The sequence below is a fragment of the Micromonospora carbonacea genome (assembly GCF_014205165.1).
Taxonomy (GTDB): domain Bacteria; phylum Actinomycetota; class Actinomycetes; order Mycobacteriales; family Micromonosporaceae; genus Micromonospora; species Micromonospora carbonacea.
On sequence record NZ_JACHMZ010000001.1, the window covers coordinates 7,310,092 to 7,327,003 of the forward strand.

Genomic DNA, 16,912 nt, shown 5'->3' on the forward strand with positions numbered 1-16,912 from the left:
CGGGGCGAGCGGCGTCGCGGTCTCCCGAGTGGGCAGCACCGCTGTCACCTGATCCCCCCTCGCCTCTGGTGTCCGCCGGACGCTCCCGACAGTGAGCTAAGGCTAGCCTAACCATCCCGGTCGGATAAGGAAAGCCTCACCTGATCGCAGGCGGGAGGCTCCGGTGGTTCCGGTGGCTCGCCGGCCGGGAGGGTCGTGCGCCGCTACTACCCGCCGTCGCGTGCCGGAAACACCCCGTGTCGGGGTTCCGGGGGTGGTGGCCGGGGGTGGGTCGTGAATTGGTTGACGTTGCCGGGTGAATTGTCAAGGTGAATGTCGGCAAGATGTCATTCCTGTGCGGGTTCATGCACGGAACGTGAAACTGATACTCCCCGGCGTTGAGGAAGCTGATGACGACCTCTCCCATCGAGCGGGCCGCCGAGTCGTTCGCGGCCGAACTTGCCCGCCATCGGACCGAGCGGGGGCTGTCCAAGAAGCAGCTGGCCACCCTGATGGGCTTCGACCCGTCCTACGTCAGCCACGTCGAGGGGCGACGGCACCGGCCCACCGAGGACTTCGCCCGCCGGGCCGAGGCCGTCCTGGAGGCCAGCGGCGCGATCTGGCAGCGTTTCCGGGAGTACGACGAGCTGCGGCACGGCCGCTCCGCCACGCCCGCCCGGGACCACCCCGCCCCCGGGCAGTGGATGCCCCCCGGCACCGGGCTGATCGTCGAACGCGAACAGGCCGTCCTCACCTACACCGACGACGCCTACCACTGCCTCATCCGCCGGGAGCTCTACAACGCCGGCACCGAACCCGTCACCCGCTACCTCGTCCGAGTCGCCGTCGACCGCTACCCCAACGACCCGGGCCGGTCCAACCGGCACCACCGGGAGCATCCGCTCACCTTCGCCGAGCTGCAACTGCGGGCACACCGGGACGACGGCAGCGGGCAGCCCGAGCCGATGCACTGGCGGGCCAAGCACGACCGGGACGCGTTCAAGGAGATCTGGCTGCTGTTCGAGAACGACGAGGGCCGGTTCCCGCTCTACCCCGGCGACCGGGTCACCATCGAATACGCGTACCAGGTCGGCCGGGAGAAGTGGGGCCCCTGGTTCCAGCGCGCCGTACGCCTGCCCACCCGGCACCTGGCGGTGCGGCTGGACCTCCCCACCGCGCTGGACCCCCAGGTCTGGGGGCTGGAGACCTCGCTCTCGGCGGAGGAGGGCCCGCTGCGCCGCCCCGTCGTCCGCCAGAACCGCGCCGACCGGGCCATCTTCGACTGGGCGACGGAGGACCCGCCGCTCAACGCCCGGTACCGGTTGCAGTGGCGGTTCCGCAGCCGCCCGCCCGACTCCGACCCGGGCGGCCCGGCCGGCGTCGCCCGGGTGCGGGCCAGCGACCGGATGCGCGGGCTCGGCATTGTCCAGCGCGGCGCGGACCTGCTCCGCCAGCCCAGCCGCCAGTTCGACCTGCCCGCCGAGGAGGGGGTCGCCCGGGAGGTCGTCGAACGGCTCGGCTCGGCACTCGTCCGCCTCGACGAGCTGCACCCGTTCAGCAAGGGGGTCGGCATCGCCGCGCCGCAACTCGGCCTCGCCTGGGCCGCCGCCGTCGTACGCCCACCCGACCGGGCCGCCGAGCCCGTGGTGCTGCTCAACCCCCGGGTCGTCGACTCGTCCCCCGAGACCGACGAGCAGTACGAGGGCTGCCTCTCCTTCTTCGACCACCGGGGGCTGGTGCCCCGGCCGCTGCGCATCGACGTCGAGCACGCCCAGTGGGACGGCGCCCGCCTCATCACCTCGTTCGAGTTCGCCATGGCCCGGCTCGTGGCGCACGAGATCGACCACCTGGAAGGCCGCCTGTACGTCGACCGGATGACGCCCGGCGTGCCGCTGGTGCCCGTGGAGGAGTACCGCGAGACCGGCACCCCCTGGCGGTACTGAGCCGGAGCGGTCCCGGGCGGGTGTCGTCCCGGGCCGGAAGAGGCGGACCGGGTCGCGTGCCCCAGGGGGCGGGGGCACGCGACCCGGTCCTTTTCGGGGGGAGGAAAGCCTCTCTGGCCGCCGGCACCGCCGACCGGTCCGGCGGGCCGGCGGTGCCGGCGGCCGGTCGGAGGGGGACGGCGGACGGCGGCCGACCTACAGGTCGCCGAAGGTGTCGTACCGGATGTTCGGCGGCGGGACCTCGTCCTCCGCGAGGGCCCGCAGTGTCGACCGGACCATCCGCGCCGAGCCCGAGACGTAGCAGTCGTGGGTCGTCCACGGGCCGTAGCGGGTGATCACGTCGGAGACGTCGCCCCGCTCACCGTCGAAGTCCGGCTCCGCGCTGCACGCCGGCGTCACCGACAGCCACGGGTGGGCCTCCACCAGCTCGCGGAGCCCGGCCAGCCCGTACAGGTCGGCGGTGTGCCGGGCACCGTAGAAGATGTGCACCCACCGGGTCCGGTTCCAGCCGGCCAACTCCTCCACCAGCGCCTTGATCGGGGCCAGCCCCACCCCGCCGGCGACACAGAGCACGTCCCGCTCGGAGTCGCGGTCCAGCACCATCGAGCCCATCGGCGCGGCCACGCGCAGCAGGTCGCCCGGTCTCGTCCGCCGCACCAGCGCCCCGGACACCCAGCCCGCCCCCGGCGGCGTACGGACGTGGAACTCCAGCACGTTGTCGTCGTTCGGGGCGTTCGCCACCGAGTACGTCCGCCACACCCTCGGCAGGTGACGGGGCACCTCGACGCTGACGTACTGGCCGGCCCGCCACCGCAACGGGTGCTGGAGGGCGCGCACCGTCAACACGGCGGTGTCCTGCCCGTGCCGCTCGTGGGTCAGCACCTCCGCGTGCCAGAACGGCGGATTGTCGTCCGCCGCCGCCCCGGCCAGCATCTTCGCCGAGATCGCCCCGTACGCGTCCCGCCACGCCTGGTCGTACTCCAGGTTCCAGCCGTCACCGGCGGTGCTGCGCAGCGCGTCGAGCAGCGCGACGCCCATCGTCTCGTAGTGCGTCGCGTCGACGTGGTACTTCCGGTGGTCCCGGCCGAGCGAGCGAAGATACTCGTCGAAGCTCTCCGGATCGTCCACCACCTGGGTCGCGGTGACGATCGCGTCGAGGATGCGGTCGCCCTGGCCGGTCATCTCGACCGGGAAGAGCGGACGCAGCGCGGGGTCGAGGAGGAAGAGCCGGGCGTAGAAGTGACCGCTCAGCCGGTCCCGGTCCTCCTCGACCAGGGTCCAGCTCTCCTTCAGCAACCGCGCGACATGGTCCACGGGGGCGCTCCTCCTGACGGCGGATCGGGCTGACGGCGATCGGGCACCCATAGAATGTCCACGGAGCGTGCTGGTCGGTCGCACAGAATGTGCGATCGCCTCACACCGCCCGGTTGACCCGTGTCCGTCGGGCGGGGCGGTCGGGCACAGTGGTGCGGTGACCGTTGAGGAGCTCACCCGCCCGGTCTCCCGCCGGGTCCTCGGCACGGAGACGCTGCTGGTGCTGGGCCTGTCGCTCGGGCAGTCGGCCGTCTACGCGCTCGTGTCGATCATCGCGAAGCTGACCGCCGACGGGCCGCTGTCGAAGCAGACCGCCGCGCTGAACACCTCCCAGTCGGCCCGCCCCTGGCTCGACCTGACCTACCAGCTGCTCGGCATCGTCTTCGCGCTGCTGCCGGTGCTGCTCGCCGTACACCTGTTGGCCCGTGACCCCGGCGACCCCGCCCGTACCCTCGGGGTCGACCTGCGCCGGCCCGGCTCCGACCTGGCCCGTGGCGCCGGCCTCGCGGCGCTCATCGGCCTGCCCGGCCTCGCCCTCTTCTGGGCCGCGGCCCAGCTCGGCGTCAACGCCACCCTCGTGCCCGCCGGCCTGCCGGACGTCTGGTGGGCCGTCCCGGTGCTGATCCTCGCTGCCGTGCAGAACGCCGTGCTGGAGGAGGTGATCGTCGTCGGCTACCTGGTCACCCGGCTGCGCCAGCTCCAGTGGCGGCTCGGCGCGGTGCTCGCGGCGAGCGCCGTGCTGCGCGGCTCCTACCACCTCTACCAGGGCTTCGGCGCGTTCGTCGGCAACGCCGTGATGGGCGTCGTGTTCGGCCTGTTCTACCTGCGCACCAAGCGGGTGATGCCGCTGATCGTCGCGCACACCCTGCTCGACGTGGTCGCCTTCGTCGGTTACGCGCTCCTGCCGAAGGACTGGTTCAGCTGGCTCTGACCGGCCCCGCGGGCGGCCCCGGCGGAACCGGAGCCGGGGCCGGGGCCGCACGATAGGCGGCGACCGCCCGGGCCGCCAACCGTTCGGCGGCAGCCGAGTCGCCCACTGCGGCGGTCAGCACCGCCGCGCCCGGCAGCAGCCGCGACGCCACCCGCAGCCCCAGCCACCCGCCGGCCCGCCCGGTCAACGGCCCGGCCAACCGCCAGACCGCCCGCGCCGCCTGCGGCGCCCCCGCCGTCACCTGCCCCGCCGACGGCCGGTCCGCCGTCGTGGGCCGCACCGCCGTCGTCCGTTCCCTCGTCGTCCGCTCCGCCGCCTCCACCGCGGTCCGGGCGCTTCGCGCATCCGGATGCACCCGGGTCAGCACCAGCAACTCCACCGCCCGCTCCGGATCGGCCGGATCCCGTCCGTGCGCCGCCGCCAGATGCAGCACCAGGTTGGCCTGCGCCCACAGCACCGCCGTCAGCTCCACGACCGGGGCGAACAGGCCCGCCAGCGCCGCCACGGCCCCACCGGCCCCGGCCAGCCGGACGAACCGCCGGGCCGCGAGCCGCGCCAACCCGTCCGGCGTCGCCCCCGGGTAGGCGGCGCGGTGCCACGCGGCCCAGTCGGCCGCGCGCGGCCCGAGCGTCCGCACGGCGGCGAGGGCCAACAGCTCCGGAGCGAGGTCCGGGTGGTCGAGCACCCACCCGGCCGTCACCCGCAGGCCATCCTCGGGGGTACGCGCCGACGCCGTTCCCGGCACCCGGCCAACGGCCCCGGCGTCCGCCTCCGGGTCAGGCCCCGGGCGGGTCGACTGCCCGGACACGGGTGCGGCCAGGGGCGGCGGCCCGGCGGTCGGGGTGACGGCGGCCTGCTCCGCTCGCTTTCCTGCCGGGGCGGCCCGTCGCGGCACACCCGCCTGCGCGGCTGTCCTGCCCGGCGCGGCCCTACCCGGCGTGGTCGCCTCGGCCGGCGTCGCCTTGGCGGGCGTGGTCGCCTTGCCCGGCGTCGCCTTTCGGGCGGGTGCCTTCCGGGCAGTCCGTGGCCGAGGAGCCGGGCCGGCGGCGGTGACCTCCGCCTCAGGCCCGTCCGGCGGACGCGTGTCCGGTGTCGACGCCGGACTCTTCGGGATCTCGCCAGCGGCGTCGGCGTCGGCGCTCGACGGGGGCACCTCGACGTCAGGACCGGCCCCGGACACCGGTGGGGACACGCCGCCCGCAGCGGCCCGTGCGGCCGGCTCGGCCTCCATGGGGCCGGTCGGCACCGCCCCGGCCTCCGCGTGTGGCTGATCACCTCCCCGGGCGGTGCTGCGGGACGGCTCGGGCGGCTCGGGGAGCTCGGGCGGCTCGGGGGCCGCCGAGGGGACTGGGGCCGACGGGGTCGAGACCCGCCCCCGCTGTGGCGGTGACGATGCCGGCTGGTCGGCCGCAGGCGGCTGGAAGATCACTCCCGGGGCCGCGCCTGGTCGGCGTTGGCGAGGCCGCGCGGCTTTCGGGGCTTCCGCGGGTTCCGGGGCCTGGTCCTCACCCGGGGGTGGCGCCGAGGCGGGGACGGCCGGTGGCATGAAGGTGGCCTTCGGTGAACGGCGGCGTCGCGCACCCTCACCAGGCTCGCGGCGGTTCGGCTCGCTCGGCGACTGCTCCTCCATGTCGATGGAGCCTAGCCCCGATCCGGATGCCGCACAGCAGGGAAACGCCTGGGCGGGAGGCCCCCGTCCCGCCCAGCCTCCGAGTTCCTTCGGACCCGGCCAGCCGCGCTGCGGTGGTCGCCGCGCCCCGCTGCGGTAGTCGCTTTGCCCCGGAAGGGTGCGGGCCTGTATCCTCGGGCGCGGTGGTCTACGGGCCACCTGGGAGACTTCGCCTAGTCTGGTCTATGGCGCCGCACTGCTAATGCGGTTGGGGTCTTAAAGCCCCTCCCGGGTTCGAATCCCGGAGTCTCCGCGCGAAAGCCGGTGTGTAGACTGGCCCAGCAGCAAGCGCCCGTAGCTCAACGGATAGAGCATCTGACTACGGATCAGAAGGTTAGGGGTTCGAGTCCCTTCGGGCGCACTTCACGATCAAGGCCGTGACCAGCGGAAACGCGGGTCGCGGCCTTGATCGCTTTCGCGGGTTGGGACGGAGCTTCCCGGGTTTTGGAATCTGGTGCTCCGATGGTGCTCCGTTGTCGGTGTGCTGTTCCGGCGGTGGTTCGTGCCGGGCTGTGCTGACCAGTGCGTTTGCGTGTCGGCTAGTCTGGATCATGGTCGGGTGCCTGCGCGTTGGGGTGCGATCGCCGTCTGCTGTGGTTTGTGTTGTGGATCTTCCCTGCCGAGGTGGATGCCCGGGCGGTTGGTTGCTGTTGACCTGGGGTGGGCGCGGCGACGAGCTGGGGTTCGGCACATTGTTCGGGCAATGCATCGCCGGTGACGACCGGAATGTCCACGCATCTGATTGCCGCACATGCGAGGCAGTCCCGGCTCGATCGACGGGAACGAGCGGGCAGCGAGTCGGGTGTAGGTGTCACCATTGCGCTTCTGGTCTGCTCTGTGTCCGGATCGGCGAAGCGCCGGTCGAGGCCGATTGATCCGGTGCCGCCCGCCCACCGTCAGAACCCCGGGTCGGCGGCGAGGCCTCTCGGTGCTGGCAACTGGCGTCCGTTGCGTTCCGCGACGGCCCATACGTACTTTCCAACGTCGTGGCCCTCTTTGATGATGCGGCTCTTGAGCAGGATGCCGTCGGGGTCCAGGACGGCCAGGGGGCCGGGTCGTTCAGCCGCCGCCGCAGGTATTGAACAGGCGTGGCTGCGCTCCTTGGTGTACAGGTTCCAGGAGGGCGCTCGGTGCTGGTAGCCGAAGCCGGAGATGTACCCGACGTAGGTGTAGTACGTGGAGAGGTAGTTCTGCACGCAGGTGCTCAACGCGATGTTGAGCTTGTAGCCGTCTTAGTGGCTGTAGGTGCCTCCGGAGTGGCCGGTCTCGGTGCCGGCGGTGATGGTGGCGGGGCAGCCGCCGGCGCTTGAAGGTGATGATCCCGTTGGTGGTCGCCTGCCGGGCACCCTCGAATGAGGTGCAGGTCGGGGTTGTTGCGGTCGCTGCAGTGGCCGCTGAATGTCCAGGAGATCCCGGCGGCACGTAGCGGCGACGTGGCACCGGAGTGGCTGATAACGAAGGCCGGCCCGAGCGCGGCGCCCACGGCAGCGATCAGGAGGTGAACACGCGGCGGCGTGGGCTCGGGCGGTTGGCGGACATGACTCTCCGGTTGGGGGATAGGAGTCGAGGCACCCTCAGCGATCTGATTGTCCAGCTGCAAGAACGACGCCGAGTAGATCGTGGCCCGGTATCTCCTGGCAGGCCACCAAGACGTGAAAGGCCAGCACTGACCTCGACCTCGCCTCGCCTTTAGGCGGTGCCCATGGTTCATAGCTCGTCCGCCTCGATCAGCCCATCCTGAATGGCTCGCGCTACGAGAGCTGCCTTGGTCGAAGCCGGCCTGCCAACGTTCGCATACTTGATCCGCACTCGATCGAGATAGGTGTTCACCGTGCGAACCGTGATGCCGATGCGTTCGGCAACCATTTGCTTTGACTCGCTCTGGAACCACTCGGCCAGTACCTCCTGCTCGCGCGAGGAAAGACGCGGCTGATCTGATCGAGCATTCGCCGCAATTGCTCCGGCCAGAGCAGGCGGCATGTACGGGCGATGTTCGGCCGCCGCGATCGTCGCTGCAACCAGATGCTCCTTGCCCTCCGTCTTGGTAAGGAATGTGGCCGCGCCCAGATCGAGACAGTTAAGAGCGACCTGCTCGTCCTCCAACATGGTGTAGACGATCACACGCCGGCCAGCGTTCACCAAGCGCCGTAGGTCGCCGTAGGCCAGCGAGCGCTCGGTCGACAACCGTAGATCCAGCACCACGACCTGTGCCGAGTCGCCCGGCGGAACCCAGGCTGCCTTGATCGTGGAACCAGTGGCTACCACCTGGATCGGCGGATCCGCAGCGGCGAGCCACGCCTCCACTCCAGCGAGGATCGCAGGATGATCATCTATCACCACTGCGGTTATCGGCTTCTCGGTTCCCACACGGCCTCCATCCACAGCGAGTTGCCACTCGCCACCCGGTCGACCCGGACGTGCTGTAGCCACTGATTCGGTGCCGGCACCTCCACCACGTCACTGACGACGCTCACCCGTACCTGATCGGGTCGGCGCATCAGGGTCACCCGAGCAACGGATGTGGCGGCGATTAGAACCTCGGTGATGGGCTCGAGCAACTCCCGGCGCACCTCCGCCGCAAGCTGGCACGGTTCGCCACGGATAGCCAGCTGGACGACGACGCCATGCCGCTCGGCAACGTCGATGGCAGCTTGTAGGCCGTGAAGCAGACGGTCCGGGGTGTTGTCGTTCTCAGCGAACAGGCGCCGCATCCGCGCCGCTTCGATGGCGCATCTGCGTCGGGTGCCCGCGGCAGCCGGGTCAAGTGTGCCGGACGCCAGAGCAGCCAGAAGCGGTGCCGTCGTCTCCAGCAACTGCGCGTATCGCCGTTCCCGGTCTCGGTGCAGGAGCGCGGCGGCCATCTCTGCGGTACGGATCGACTCGGCGGCTCGGAAAGACTCGGTCGCGGACCGTGCCACGCGTCGGATAACCAGCGCGGCCAGTCCCAGACCGAGCTGGAGGCCGACTACCGACACTCCTTGGATCACCGATGACGCTAGGTCCACGACTGGTGCGCCGACCATCACCACCACGCTCATCGTCATGGCCACGTGGGTGGCGAGGAAGGCCGTGATGGCGACCATCGGTAGATCGAAAAGCAGGAACAGCCCGTACCAACCGACTAGGCCGAAGTACCAGTGATCGACCCGCACAACTGGCTCGGGTGGCAAGGCTATACAGGTAAGCGCCGATGCCAGCAGCAAGGTCGCCACGCCCAACCACCTTGCCGACGGCGGATAGTACCGCCGACGCATCACGAAGAAGGCACCGCCGACGCCCACCAGGGCCATGAGGACGAACGCTACGCTCTCAAGCCACGCCCCATCCGCTTGCCTCATCCGCCGGATGGCCGGCGCGAGACTCAGTCCGAACTGCACCACGACAGCGACGATCAGCAGCGCGATTCTCAGTCCGTTAAGCAGTCGTCGTTCGGTCAGCGTGATCGACATGCTGGTCTCACCCTTCGCTGCCTGGCCAGATCCATCGCACCGTCGTGCCCGCTCCGGGCCGGGACACCACCTGGGCGATCCCGTGCGCGGCGCTCATCCGAGCCACGATGGAGCCAGAGATGCCTCGCCGGTGTGTGGGCACGTCCGCTGGATTGAATCCGCAGCCCAGATCGCGCAACTCGACCAGCACCCTGCCGTCGTGATCCCGGCCCGCGCACAGACACACGTCGGTGTCCCCCGCGTGCTGCCGTACGTTATTCAGAGCTTCCTGCGCGCCCAGAAAGATCGCGAACGCCGGCTTCGCCGGTATCGTCAGCGGCCCTCGGATGCCCAGGCGGATCGGCACTCCGGGATACTCGCTCAGAGTTTTGAGCAGCGAGGACAGATCCACATCGCGTGCTACCGTGCCGGGCACCGAGCCGAGCACTTCCAGGTCGTGCCGGGCCCGATCCGGCAACCACCCGTCGCTGTCGAGGGTCCCCGAGGAGACCATCAGCAGGGTGGTGCTGGCGGTGTCGTGCAGCATGGCGAGATCCTCAAGCTCGGCGGCCCGCCGCGCCGCGGCGATGGCGGCCTCCCGCCGTCGATGAGCGGCTCTTTCAGCAATGCGATCAGCGGCGCGGGCACCAGCTCGGACCAGCGCGAGGCTCATCCAGGCGAGAAACGACTGCACGGCGAAGCCGAGGCAATGGCTGGCAACACCCTCATCAGGCCCGCTGAGGAGATTGCCAAGCGCGTAACTACCGATGCTCAGGACGGCCACGATGAATCCGCCAGCCGGCCAGTGGACCCACTCGAAGTGACAGGTCACCGTAGTGATCGAGACGACCACGAATGTCCAACTGCCGACCGTCTGTGGCCCTAGATGCACCTGACTGAGGGTGACCGAGAGTAGCATCAGCCCTTCGGCCGCTATGAACCAATCCGCCGGTAGCCGACGAAATCGCCAGTATGTCTGAAAGACACACCAGGCAGTGGCGTACCCGACCAGGCAGGCGGTCGCGAGCGCGCCGTCAGTGCCAACCGCGACGACGCCGAACGCACCGGATAGCACGACAACCGCGTTACGCACCCATAATGCGTACCAGCTAACCGACCGAGCAAGTTCGCTTTCACTCGGCCCAATCGGTCTCGGTGCCTCGGGCGAATATCTCGGCACATCGGTTATCACCTTTACGCCTCACCGCCTCTGGTGCGCTTGAAACTATTCCGCCGTGGCGCCCGACCACGGCGAGAATTCCCTTCCCTGACGATAGGCGGTCCTCGTGAACGGCTCAACCAGCAGCACGGTCAAGGCAGGGATGAAGACCGATCTGGGTCGATTCAGCAGGGTAAGCCCGAAAAGCTGTGGGTCGTTCTAACGTGTGGTGGGAGAAGATGCTGCATCCGTCAGCAACTGAGTCGTCGCCAACTCGCGGTAGAGCGCGTCGCTCCGCAGCAGCGACTCGTGGGTGCCCGCCGCGCGAATGATGCCGTCCTCGAGCACCATGATCTGTTCTGCCGAGGCGACGGTTGACAGACGGTGGGCAATCAGCAGCACCGTACATCTCGCCGAAACGGTCTCCAGCACCTCACGCAGGGCCAGCTCGTTTCGGGCGTCCAAGTGCGCGGTTGCCTCGTCGAGCAACAGCACCCTTGGCTTGCGGAGCAGTGCGCGGGCGATCGCGACCCGTTGCCGCTCCCCGCCGGAGAGCGCGACTCCGTGCGCTCCGACAGGGGTCTCCAGCCCGAATTCGAGCTGGTCAACGAGGTCATTGAGTCGAGCGTCCCGTAGCACCGCAGCGATTTCATCCGGACTTGCCGTGGGATCGCCGTAGGTAAGATTCTCGCCAATCGTGCCATCCATCATGGGGGCGTCCTGCTCGACATAGGCGATCAGATGGCGTACCTCGGCTCGGGTGAGCTCAGCGATATCCCGGCCGTCCAGGCGGATGCGACCGCGATCCGGCTCATAGAATCGTTCCAGAAGCGCGAACAGAGTGGTCTTGCCGGCCCCGGAGAGCCCGACAAGCGCGGTCTGACCTCCGGCGGGAACGTTGATCGAGACGCCACGCAACGCCGGCCTGCGAGTGGGGTAGGCGAACTCAAGATCTTGGATCTCTATCTGGGGTGGCCCCGGAACAGCGAGCGTTGACATGGGCGAGTCCACGTCCTCCTCGACGGCCATCGACTCGACCTCGCCGATCCGGACGGCTGCCCCCAGCCCTTGCTGCAACAGGCTCAGCGAGCCAGTAAGGGCGGAGATCGGGCTGGAGAGATAGAAGACATATAGCAGGAAGGCGATCAGGGCGGACAGCGTGAGCCCCCCAGTGGTGACCAGAAAGCCACCGAGTCCGAGGACCACCAGGATTGCCGTCTGCACGCTGATCGCCGAGAGCACGCTGACCATTGCGCGGTGTCGGGCACCGGTCAGGCCGGCCTGATAGGCGCGTTCTATCGCGGTGCCGACGGCGGCGGTCTCCCGGCGCTCGCCACCGTAAGCCTTGACCGTACGGATGGCGCCGAGTGTTCGATCCAGCACGGAACCAACCTCACCAACTGCCGCTTGGGCGCGGGTGACGGCCCGACGGATCCGGGGCAGTACGAACAGCAGCGTAAGCGCCAGCACGACTAGCACGCCGAGCGTCGCGGCGAACAGGCCGACGTGGATGGTGGCCATCAGTGCGAACGCGCCAACCAGCGTCAGCAGCCCGTTGACCAGCGCGATCAGACCACCGGTGGCCGCGCTCTGCAGCAGCGTGCTGTCGGAGGTCGCCCGCGAGATCAGATCACCTGGAGAACGCTGATCGAGTTCGGCCAACCGCAGCCGGATGAGGCGGTGAGCCAGTCGCCGACGCACCTGTCGGACCACGCGTTCGGCGATCCGCTGCTGCAACCAGGCGTTGAAGCCGTTGATGACCACGGCCCCGAGCAGGAGGGCGGCAAGCAGGAGCATCGCTCCGGCCATGCGGTCACCGCCTGCCAGCGCGTCGAGCGCCCATCGTGCCACCAGGGGTTGCATGAGCCCGGCTGCGCTGGCGAGTAGGGTCAACAGCAGCGCAAGCGCCAGAGCACCTCTGTGCGGCCAGGCAAGCTTTAGCAGAGTCTGCAGGGATTCGCGCCCGGAGCGGATCCCGTAGGGTAGCCGGCCAGTAACGCCCATCGGAGCCCTCTCCCGCGCTCGCGCTTGTTGGTGAATCGCCGCACCGTGGCCGGCACCGAAGTGCCGGCCACGACTTGGCCTGGCTCCGGATCCCTGCGTCAGGACCAGGTGTCGAAGAACCAGACGATCTCGTCCTGGTTGCGAACGCCATAGGCGCCCGTCTCCTCGGCGAACACACCCAACGGGGTGAGGGTGGGGGCCTGGTAGGTCTCCTTCATCAGAATCACCTCCTTCCAGTGGTTGCGTGCTCCTCCGCACCCGTAGTTCGGGTGGGGCTCGGTGGCTCGGTGGAATCTAGACCGAGCAGATCCTTGAGTAGGTCGTTCCGTCCGCGAACTCGTCGACGGCCGAACCTTCGGCCTCGACCCAGGCATGCGCCACGAACGGTGGGGCCGAGAGCACCCCGGTGCACCATGTCGGCCAGCTGCCGTTCATCCGGCAGACGAGCACGGTCGCGACCGAACGAAGCAGGCAGGCGTTACGACCACAGCACCGGGTGCTCACGGCGAGTACGGTGTCCCGGGCTCGTTTAGCCTCGGCATATGTGGCCAGGGGAGCGTCCCCTCTGACCCTGGTGAGGAGCCGGCACAGTTCCTGGGGAGTCCTGCGCACCAACCGCCGGGCCACCACGACCGCCACGGCGGTGAGCACCCACTGTGGCGTCGAGACCCGGACGTCATGATCCGGAAGTACAGGCATCTCAACGCACCGCCAATCCGGCCGACCGGAGTTCGTCGAGCAAGGTGTCCACGTCCTGGCGGGCCCGTTCGACGGCCACGTCGAAGTGGCTGGTGAGATCCGCTACCGCCCCGTCCCGCCCTCGGCCGTCCCGCAGCGCCTGTACGACCCTCGCCGCGGTCCGGCTCAGTTGCCAGTACTGTCCATCGCGCAGGTCCAGGAGGACCGCGCCGTACTCGGTGACAGCGAGCTCGAGCTCACTACGAAGGAATATCTCCACGTCGTTCTCCCGGATACTGAGCGTCAGTCGGTTGAGACCCGTGGTGCCGGTTCGTGTGGTTCCTGGCAAAAAGAGCACAGGTGAGCGTGGCGTCGACATCACGCACCGGCATCCACCGCTCGCGCGGGAAGGCGTGCGATCGCAACACGTCCAGGTCGATGATGCCCCGTTCTGCAAGCACCGAGTGGTGACAGATGTCGATCAATTCCGGCTCGGCCGCCCGGATTCCACGAGACGCCTGCGGATCCCCCGAGGTCTTACGGGTCCGCCGCAGGAAGTCGTCCGGGAGCAGCCCCTGCATCGCGTCCCGGATCAGCGGTTTGAACTGTTTGGGATGCCCACGGTCTTGGATCCGAGTTGCCAGGCATGCCTCAACGACCCGGTCATCGAGGAAGGGCGACTCGAACGCAACCTGTTGGGCGGCACCGAGTTGTGCCCCCGCTCGGGCAACCCGGGCACCGCCCCGAATGACGGCCAAGTAGGCGTGGTCTCCGAGTGCCGGTGCGAGAGGGTCGGCAGTGCCTGCGATCTCACGCAGACGCGCGCTGACGGCGGCACGGTGTGCAGTCGTGAGCCATCTCGGCCAGTACAGTTGCTGGTCCCAGGCCAGCTCCATAGCCGTCACCTTCCGGTATGGATCCCGGAACTCCATAGCCTCGACCATGTGGCCAAACCAGGTCCGGTACGGCTGTGAGCGCAACAGGGGCAGGAACGCCGTCCGGCAATCCGTCCCTTCGAGAAGCTGCGATGTGCGTACCCGGCGGAGCGCGGTGAGCGGCCAGCGTCGCAAGAGGGTGTGGTCCCAGGCGGGCATAGGGGAAAGCAGGTGGTCACCGCCAAGGCCGTTGAGGTAGACCCGTGCGCCGTTACTCCGGGCGACCTCGATCATCGCCGCTATCCTCGGCGCGGCCCGAATGGTCTCGGACGGTTCGTCGAACCGGGCGGTCACCTTGGACAGCCCGAGATAGAATGCCGGCAGCGACTCAAGTGACATGGTGCTGTGTTCGATGCCCCGCATGGCCGGCAATGCCTTGCGTGCCCAGACCAAGTCCTCGCGACCGCCCGGGTCGGTGTTGTACGCCGTGGAGGCGACGACTCTAGCCCGGCCGAGAGACGCGAAGTACGTCACCGGGGTCGAGTCAAAACCGCCGGACAGATCTGAGTGCACCACCCCTCCACTGCTGGTACGGGTCGCGACGGCTGCAGCCAGCCGGTCGCGAAGCCGTTGGGCACCCCGCCTCCGATCCAACTCGGCCCCCGGAGGGGTCCACCATCGCCGATGCCAACATCGATTGCCGTCGGCCTCGATGGTGAGCGAGTCTCCCGGGGCGACCGGCTCGACCCCGCGCCACAGCGGTTCCTCTGACAGAGGATGCACCAACGGCATGATGGTGCGCATTGCGAGCGTGGTCTCGTCGAAGTCGAACGAACCTAGTTCGGCCAGCACGTCAGCCCGATCTGAGGCGACCCAGACACCATCGATCCGGGCACGGAAAACCCGCCGTACTCCCAGGGCCGATCCCAATGCATGCGACCTGCCGGCGAACGACGCGACCACCCAGAAACTGCCGTCCAGTTCGCGGGCAAGCCGGTCCGGGCCATCCAGATGCCGGGCGGCCTGGTTTAGGCTGGCTGGGGTTGCGGCGGAGAAACCGACCACAGCCAAGCGGTGGTCGGATCTGTCCGCCGAGACCGCGACCTGTTCAGCCGGATGGTTATGCACCAGCCACGGCCGGCCTGACGGATGATGCAGGACGGTTGACTCACGAGCAAGGCGGCGGGCCAGTGGTACGGCCGAGTCGGTATCGGGGAGCACCACGAAACCCCAACCTGCAATCACGGACACCCTGCCTCCCCGCGCCAATTCGTGTGCACTGACTTCCTGTTGCCACCAGGCTGGCATCGACCAGTGCACCTGGCGTGGTCCTGCCGTGGTGAAGCGGATTCGTACGATGATCCGCGCTGGCTTCCGTGATCTCCGCCGAGTGCTGGTGGCCGGGGGGCCGCTGAGTCTTGGTGCCTGGGCGCGGCCGTTGCGTCCGCCGGAGCCCAGTCGCGCACGACGGCCTGCTGCAACCGGTGTATCCGGTACGATCCAAAGCCACGCTGCTCAACCAGGCTCATCGAGATGAGTCGCTCCAGCAGGACCCGCACCTGAGCACGGTCCACCCCCATCAGGCCAGCGGCCGCGTCCAGATCGAAGCTCGGCCACAGACGCGATGACAACCGTCGCAGCAGGATGGTTTCGGCGGGCTCCAGCCAGTTGAAGGCACGACTCAGCACGACCCGAATGTTGGCCTCGGCGTCGTCGTCGGTCTGCAGCAGGTCTAGAAGGTTGCGCTCGTCTTGAAGTTCCGCCACCAACTGGCCAAGGCTGACTTCGGTGATCCGACAGAATCGCTCGATCGCGATCCGCAACGCCAACGGCAGTCCGGCGCAGAGGTCGAGAAGTTGGTCTACCGCGTCCGCCTCAACCGCGCGCCGGGACTGCTTCAGGAGCGCGCCGACCAACTCCCGACCCTCATCGGGCCGTAGCCGACCCACCGAGAGTCGGGCCGCCCCGTTCCGAGCCACCAGGCCACGGAGCTGGTTCTGACTGGTTATCAGCACCACTCCGCCCACCCCGGGCAGCAGCTTCTCCACCTGATGGTGGTCGCGGGCATCGTCCAGGACCACCAGCATCCGCCGGCTCGTCAGCACCGAGCGGCAGAGCGCGATCCGGCTGAGGTCCCCTTCAGGGATGTCGCCGTCCCCGGTGCCGAACGCGCGAAGGAGCTCCGCTGCGACCTCGCCCGGCGGGAGCGCCTGCCCGGGACGGGACCCACGTAGGTCAAGGTATAGCCGGCCATTGGGGAACGGAAGCGAGGTGTGTTCCAACCAGTGCCGAACCAAGGCGGTCTTGCCGACCCCCGCGCCCCCATCGAGCACCACGACCCTGGCCGTGTCCCTGCAGAGATGATCGAGGGCGTTTATCTCCCCCCGGCGACCCACGAACCTGTCAGCCGGCAACGTCGGAGTACGCACCGCCGACACGGCGGTTGGCGACCTGACCTCTCCTTCTAGCTTGGTGTTCTCACTGAGGATTCGTAGATGCAGGGCGCGGAGATTCGCGGATGGTGCCACCCCGAGCTGATCCGCCAGCAACTGCCTGACCTGTTGGTACCTACTGAGCGCCTCGGCCGTACGACCGCCGCGATGCAGGCTGAGGATGAGTCGGTGCCAGAGAGTCTCCCGAAGCGGGTAGTAGGCGATCAACCTCTGCACCTCAGAAGAGACCATCCATGCCTCATCGCGATCGAGCGAGAGGTCGCACTGTCGCTCGACGGTCTGCAACATTTCCTCTTCCAGGCCGACAGCGATATCGTCAGCCCATCGGGCGGTTCCAAGCCCACTCAGCGGGCGGCCCCGCCACAACCGAAGAGCTTCGGCGAGCAGTGCTGCCTCCTCAAGCGGATCGGCACAGGTAGTGGCTTCCTGGCGAAGCCGCCTGAACCGATTGAGGTCGATGCTTTCCGACTCAACCATCA

14 protein-coding genes and 2 tRNA genes are annotated in these 16,912 nt (G+C 68.7%); 4 read left to right on the forward strand and 12 right to left on the reverse strand.

Annotated features, from left to right (window positions below; all coding sequences use genetic code 11):
• The first annotated feature begins 389 nt into the window (after nucleotides 1-389).
• Nucleotides 390-1,922 carry a peptide deformylase gene (locus tag HDA31_RS30855; protein ID WP_178066850.1) on the forward strand — a complete coding sequence of 511 codons (1,533 nt, stop codon included), beginning with the start codon at nucleotides 390-392 and terminating at the stop codon, nucleotides 1,920-1,922.
• A gap of 195 nt (nucleotides 1,923-2,117) precedes the next feature.
• On the opposite strand, the gene HDA31_RS30860 is transcribed toward HDA31_RS30855, so the two are convergent.
• Nucleotides 2,118-3,236, reverse strand: a complete 1,119-nt coding sequence (locus HDA31_RS30860) for a globin domain-containing protein (RefSeq protein ID WP_178066849.1) — start codon at nucleotides 3,234-3,236, stop codon at nucleotides 2,118-2,120.
• 157 nt (nucleotides 3,237-3,393) lie between these two features.
• Here HDA31_RS30860 and HDA31_RS30865 point away from each other — a divergent pair, with 157 nt between their 5' ends.
• Nucleotides 3,394-4,167: a CPBP family intramembrane glutamic endopeptidase gene (locus HDA31_RS30865; RefSeq protein ID WP_178066848.1), complete on the forward strand. Its 774-nt coding sequence runs from the start codon at nucleotides 3,394-3,396 to the stop codon at nucleotides 4,165-4,167.
• Here the strand turns inward: HDA31_RS30865 and HDA31_RS30870 are convergent.
• Nucleotides 4,154-4,867 carry a hypothetical protein gene (locus HDA31_RS30870; RefSeq protein WP_181019398.1) on the reverse strand — a complete coding sequence of 238 codons (714 nt, stop codon included), beginning with the start codon at nucleotides 4,865-4,867 and terminating at the stop codon, nucleotides 4,154-4,156. The two genes, HDA31_RS30865 and HDA31_RS30870, sit on opposite strands and share 14 nt — an antisense overlap.
• 1,131 nt (nucleotides 4,868-5,998) lie before the next feature.
• On the opposite strand from HDA31_RS30870, the gene HDA31_RS30875 reads away from it, so the two are divergent.
• A tRNA-Ser gene (locus HDA31_RS30875) sits at nucleotides 5,999-6,089 on the forward strand.
• A 35-nt stretch (nucleotides 6,090-6,124) separates the two neighbouring features.
• A tRNA-Arg gene (locus HDA31_RS30880) sits at nucleotides 6,125-6,197 on the forward strand.
• 535 nt (nucleotides 6,198-6,732) lie between these two features.
• Here HDA31_RS30880 and HDA31_RS32765 read toward each other — a convergent pair.
• The 10 genes from HDA31_RS32765 to HDA31_RS30925 all read right to left on the reverse strand — a co-directional run bounded on the left by HDA31_RS32765 (nucleotide 6,733) and on the right by HDA31_RS30925 (nucleotide 16,910).
• On the reverse strand, nucleotides 6,733-7,044 hold the full coding sequence (locus HDA31_RS32765) for a hypothetical protein (RefSeq protein ID WP_246384208.1): 312 nt from the start codon (nucleotides 7,042-7,044) through the stop codon (nucleotides 6,733-6,735).
• A 499-nt stretch (nucleotides 7,045-7,543) separates the two neighbouring features.
• Nucleotides 7,544-8,203 (reverse strand): response regulator transcription factor, encoded by a 660-nt coding sequence (locus HDA31_RS33280; protein ID WP_178066847.1) that lies wholly within the window; start codon nucleotides 8,201-8,203, stop codon nucleotides 7,544-7,546.
• Nucleotides 8,182-9,285, reverse strand: coding sequence for a hypothetical protein (locus HDA31_RS30895; RefSeq protein ID WP_178066846.1), 1,104 nt, complete (start codon nucleotides 9,283-9,285; stop codon nucleotides 8,182-8,184). Before HDA31_RS30895 ends, HDA31_RS33280 begins: the two co-directional genes overlap by 22 nt.
• Nucleotides 9,286-9,292: 7 nt before the next feature.
• The gene (locus tag HDA31_RS30900) at nucleotides 9,293-10,357 is read right to left on the reverse strand and encodes a sensor histidine kinase (RefSeq protein ID WP_178066845.1); all 1,065 of its coding nucleotides are present in this window, start codon (nucleotides 10,355-10,357) and stop codon (nucleotides 9,293-9,295) included.
• A gap of 285 nt (nucleotides 10,358-10,642) precedes the next feature.
• The gene (locus tag HDA31_RS30905) at nucleotides 10,643-12,427 is read right to left on the reverse strand and encodes an ABC transporter ATP-binding protein (RefSeq protein WP_178066844.1); all 1,785 of its coding nucleotides are present in this window, start codon (nucleotides 12,425-12,427) and stop codon (nucleotides 10,643-10,645) included.
• Nucleotides 12,428-12,525: 98 nt separating this feature from the next.
• Nucleotides 12,526-12,645, reverse strand: coding sequence for a keywimysin-related RiPP (locus tag HDA31_RS32780; RefSeq protein ID WP_246384205.1), 120 nt, complete (start codon nucleotides 12,643-12,645; stop codon nucleotides 12,526-12,528).
• A 76-nt stretch (nucleotides 12,646-12,721) separates the two neighbouring features.
• Entirely contained in the window at nucleotides 12,722-13,126 is a 405-nt protein-coding gene (locus tag HDA31_RS30910) for a lasso peptide biosynthesis B2 protein (RefSeq protein WP_178066843.1), read from the reverse strand.
• A gap of 1 nt (nucleotide 13,127) precedes the next feature.
• Nucleotides 13,128-13,385 (reverse strand): lasso peptide biosynthesis PqqD family chaperone, encoded by a 258-nt coding sequence (locus HDA31_RS30915; protein WP_219824970.1) that lies wholly within the window; start codon nucleotides 13,383-13,385, stop codon nucleotides 13,128-13,130.
• Nucleotides 13,366-15,231 carry an asparagine synthase-related protein gene (locus HDA31_RS30920; protein WP_178066841.1) on the reverse strand — a complete coding sequence of 622 codons (1,866 nt, stop codon included), beginning with the start codon at nucleotides 15,229-15,231 and terminating at the stop codon, nucleotides 13,366-13,368. The genes HDA31_RS30915 and HDA31_RS30920 overlap by 20 nt, the downstream gene beginning before the upstream one ends.
• Nucleotides 15,222-16,910: an AfsR/SARP family transcriptional regulator gene (locus HDA31_RS30925; protein WP_246384204.1), complete on the reverse strand. Its 1,689-nt coding sequence runs from the start codon at nucleotides 16,908-16,910 to the stop codon at nucleotides 15,222-15,224. Before HDA31_RS30925 ends, HDA31_RS30920 begins: the two co-directional genes overlap by 10 nt.
• Nucleotides 16,911-16,912: the final 2 nt, after the last annotated feature.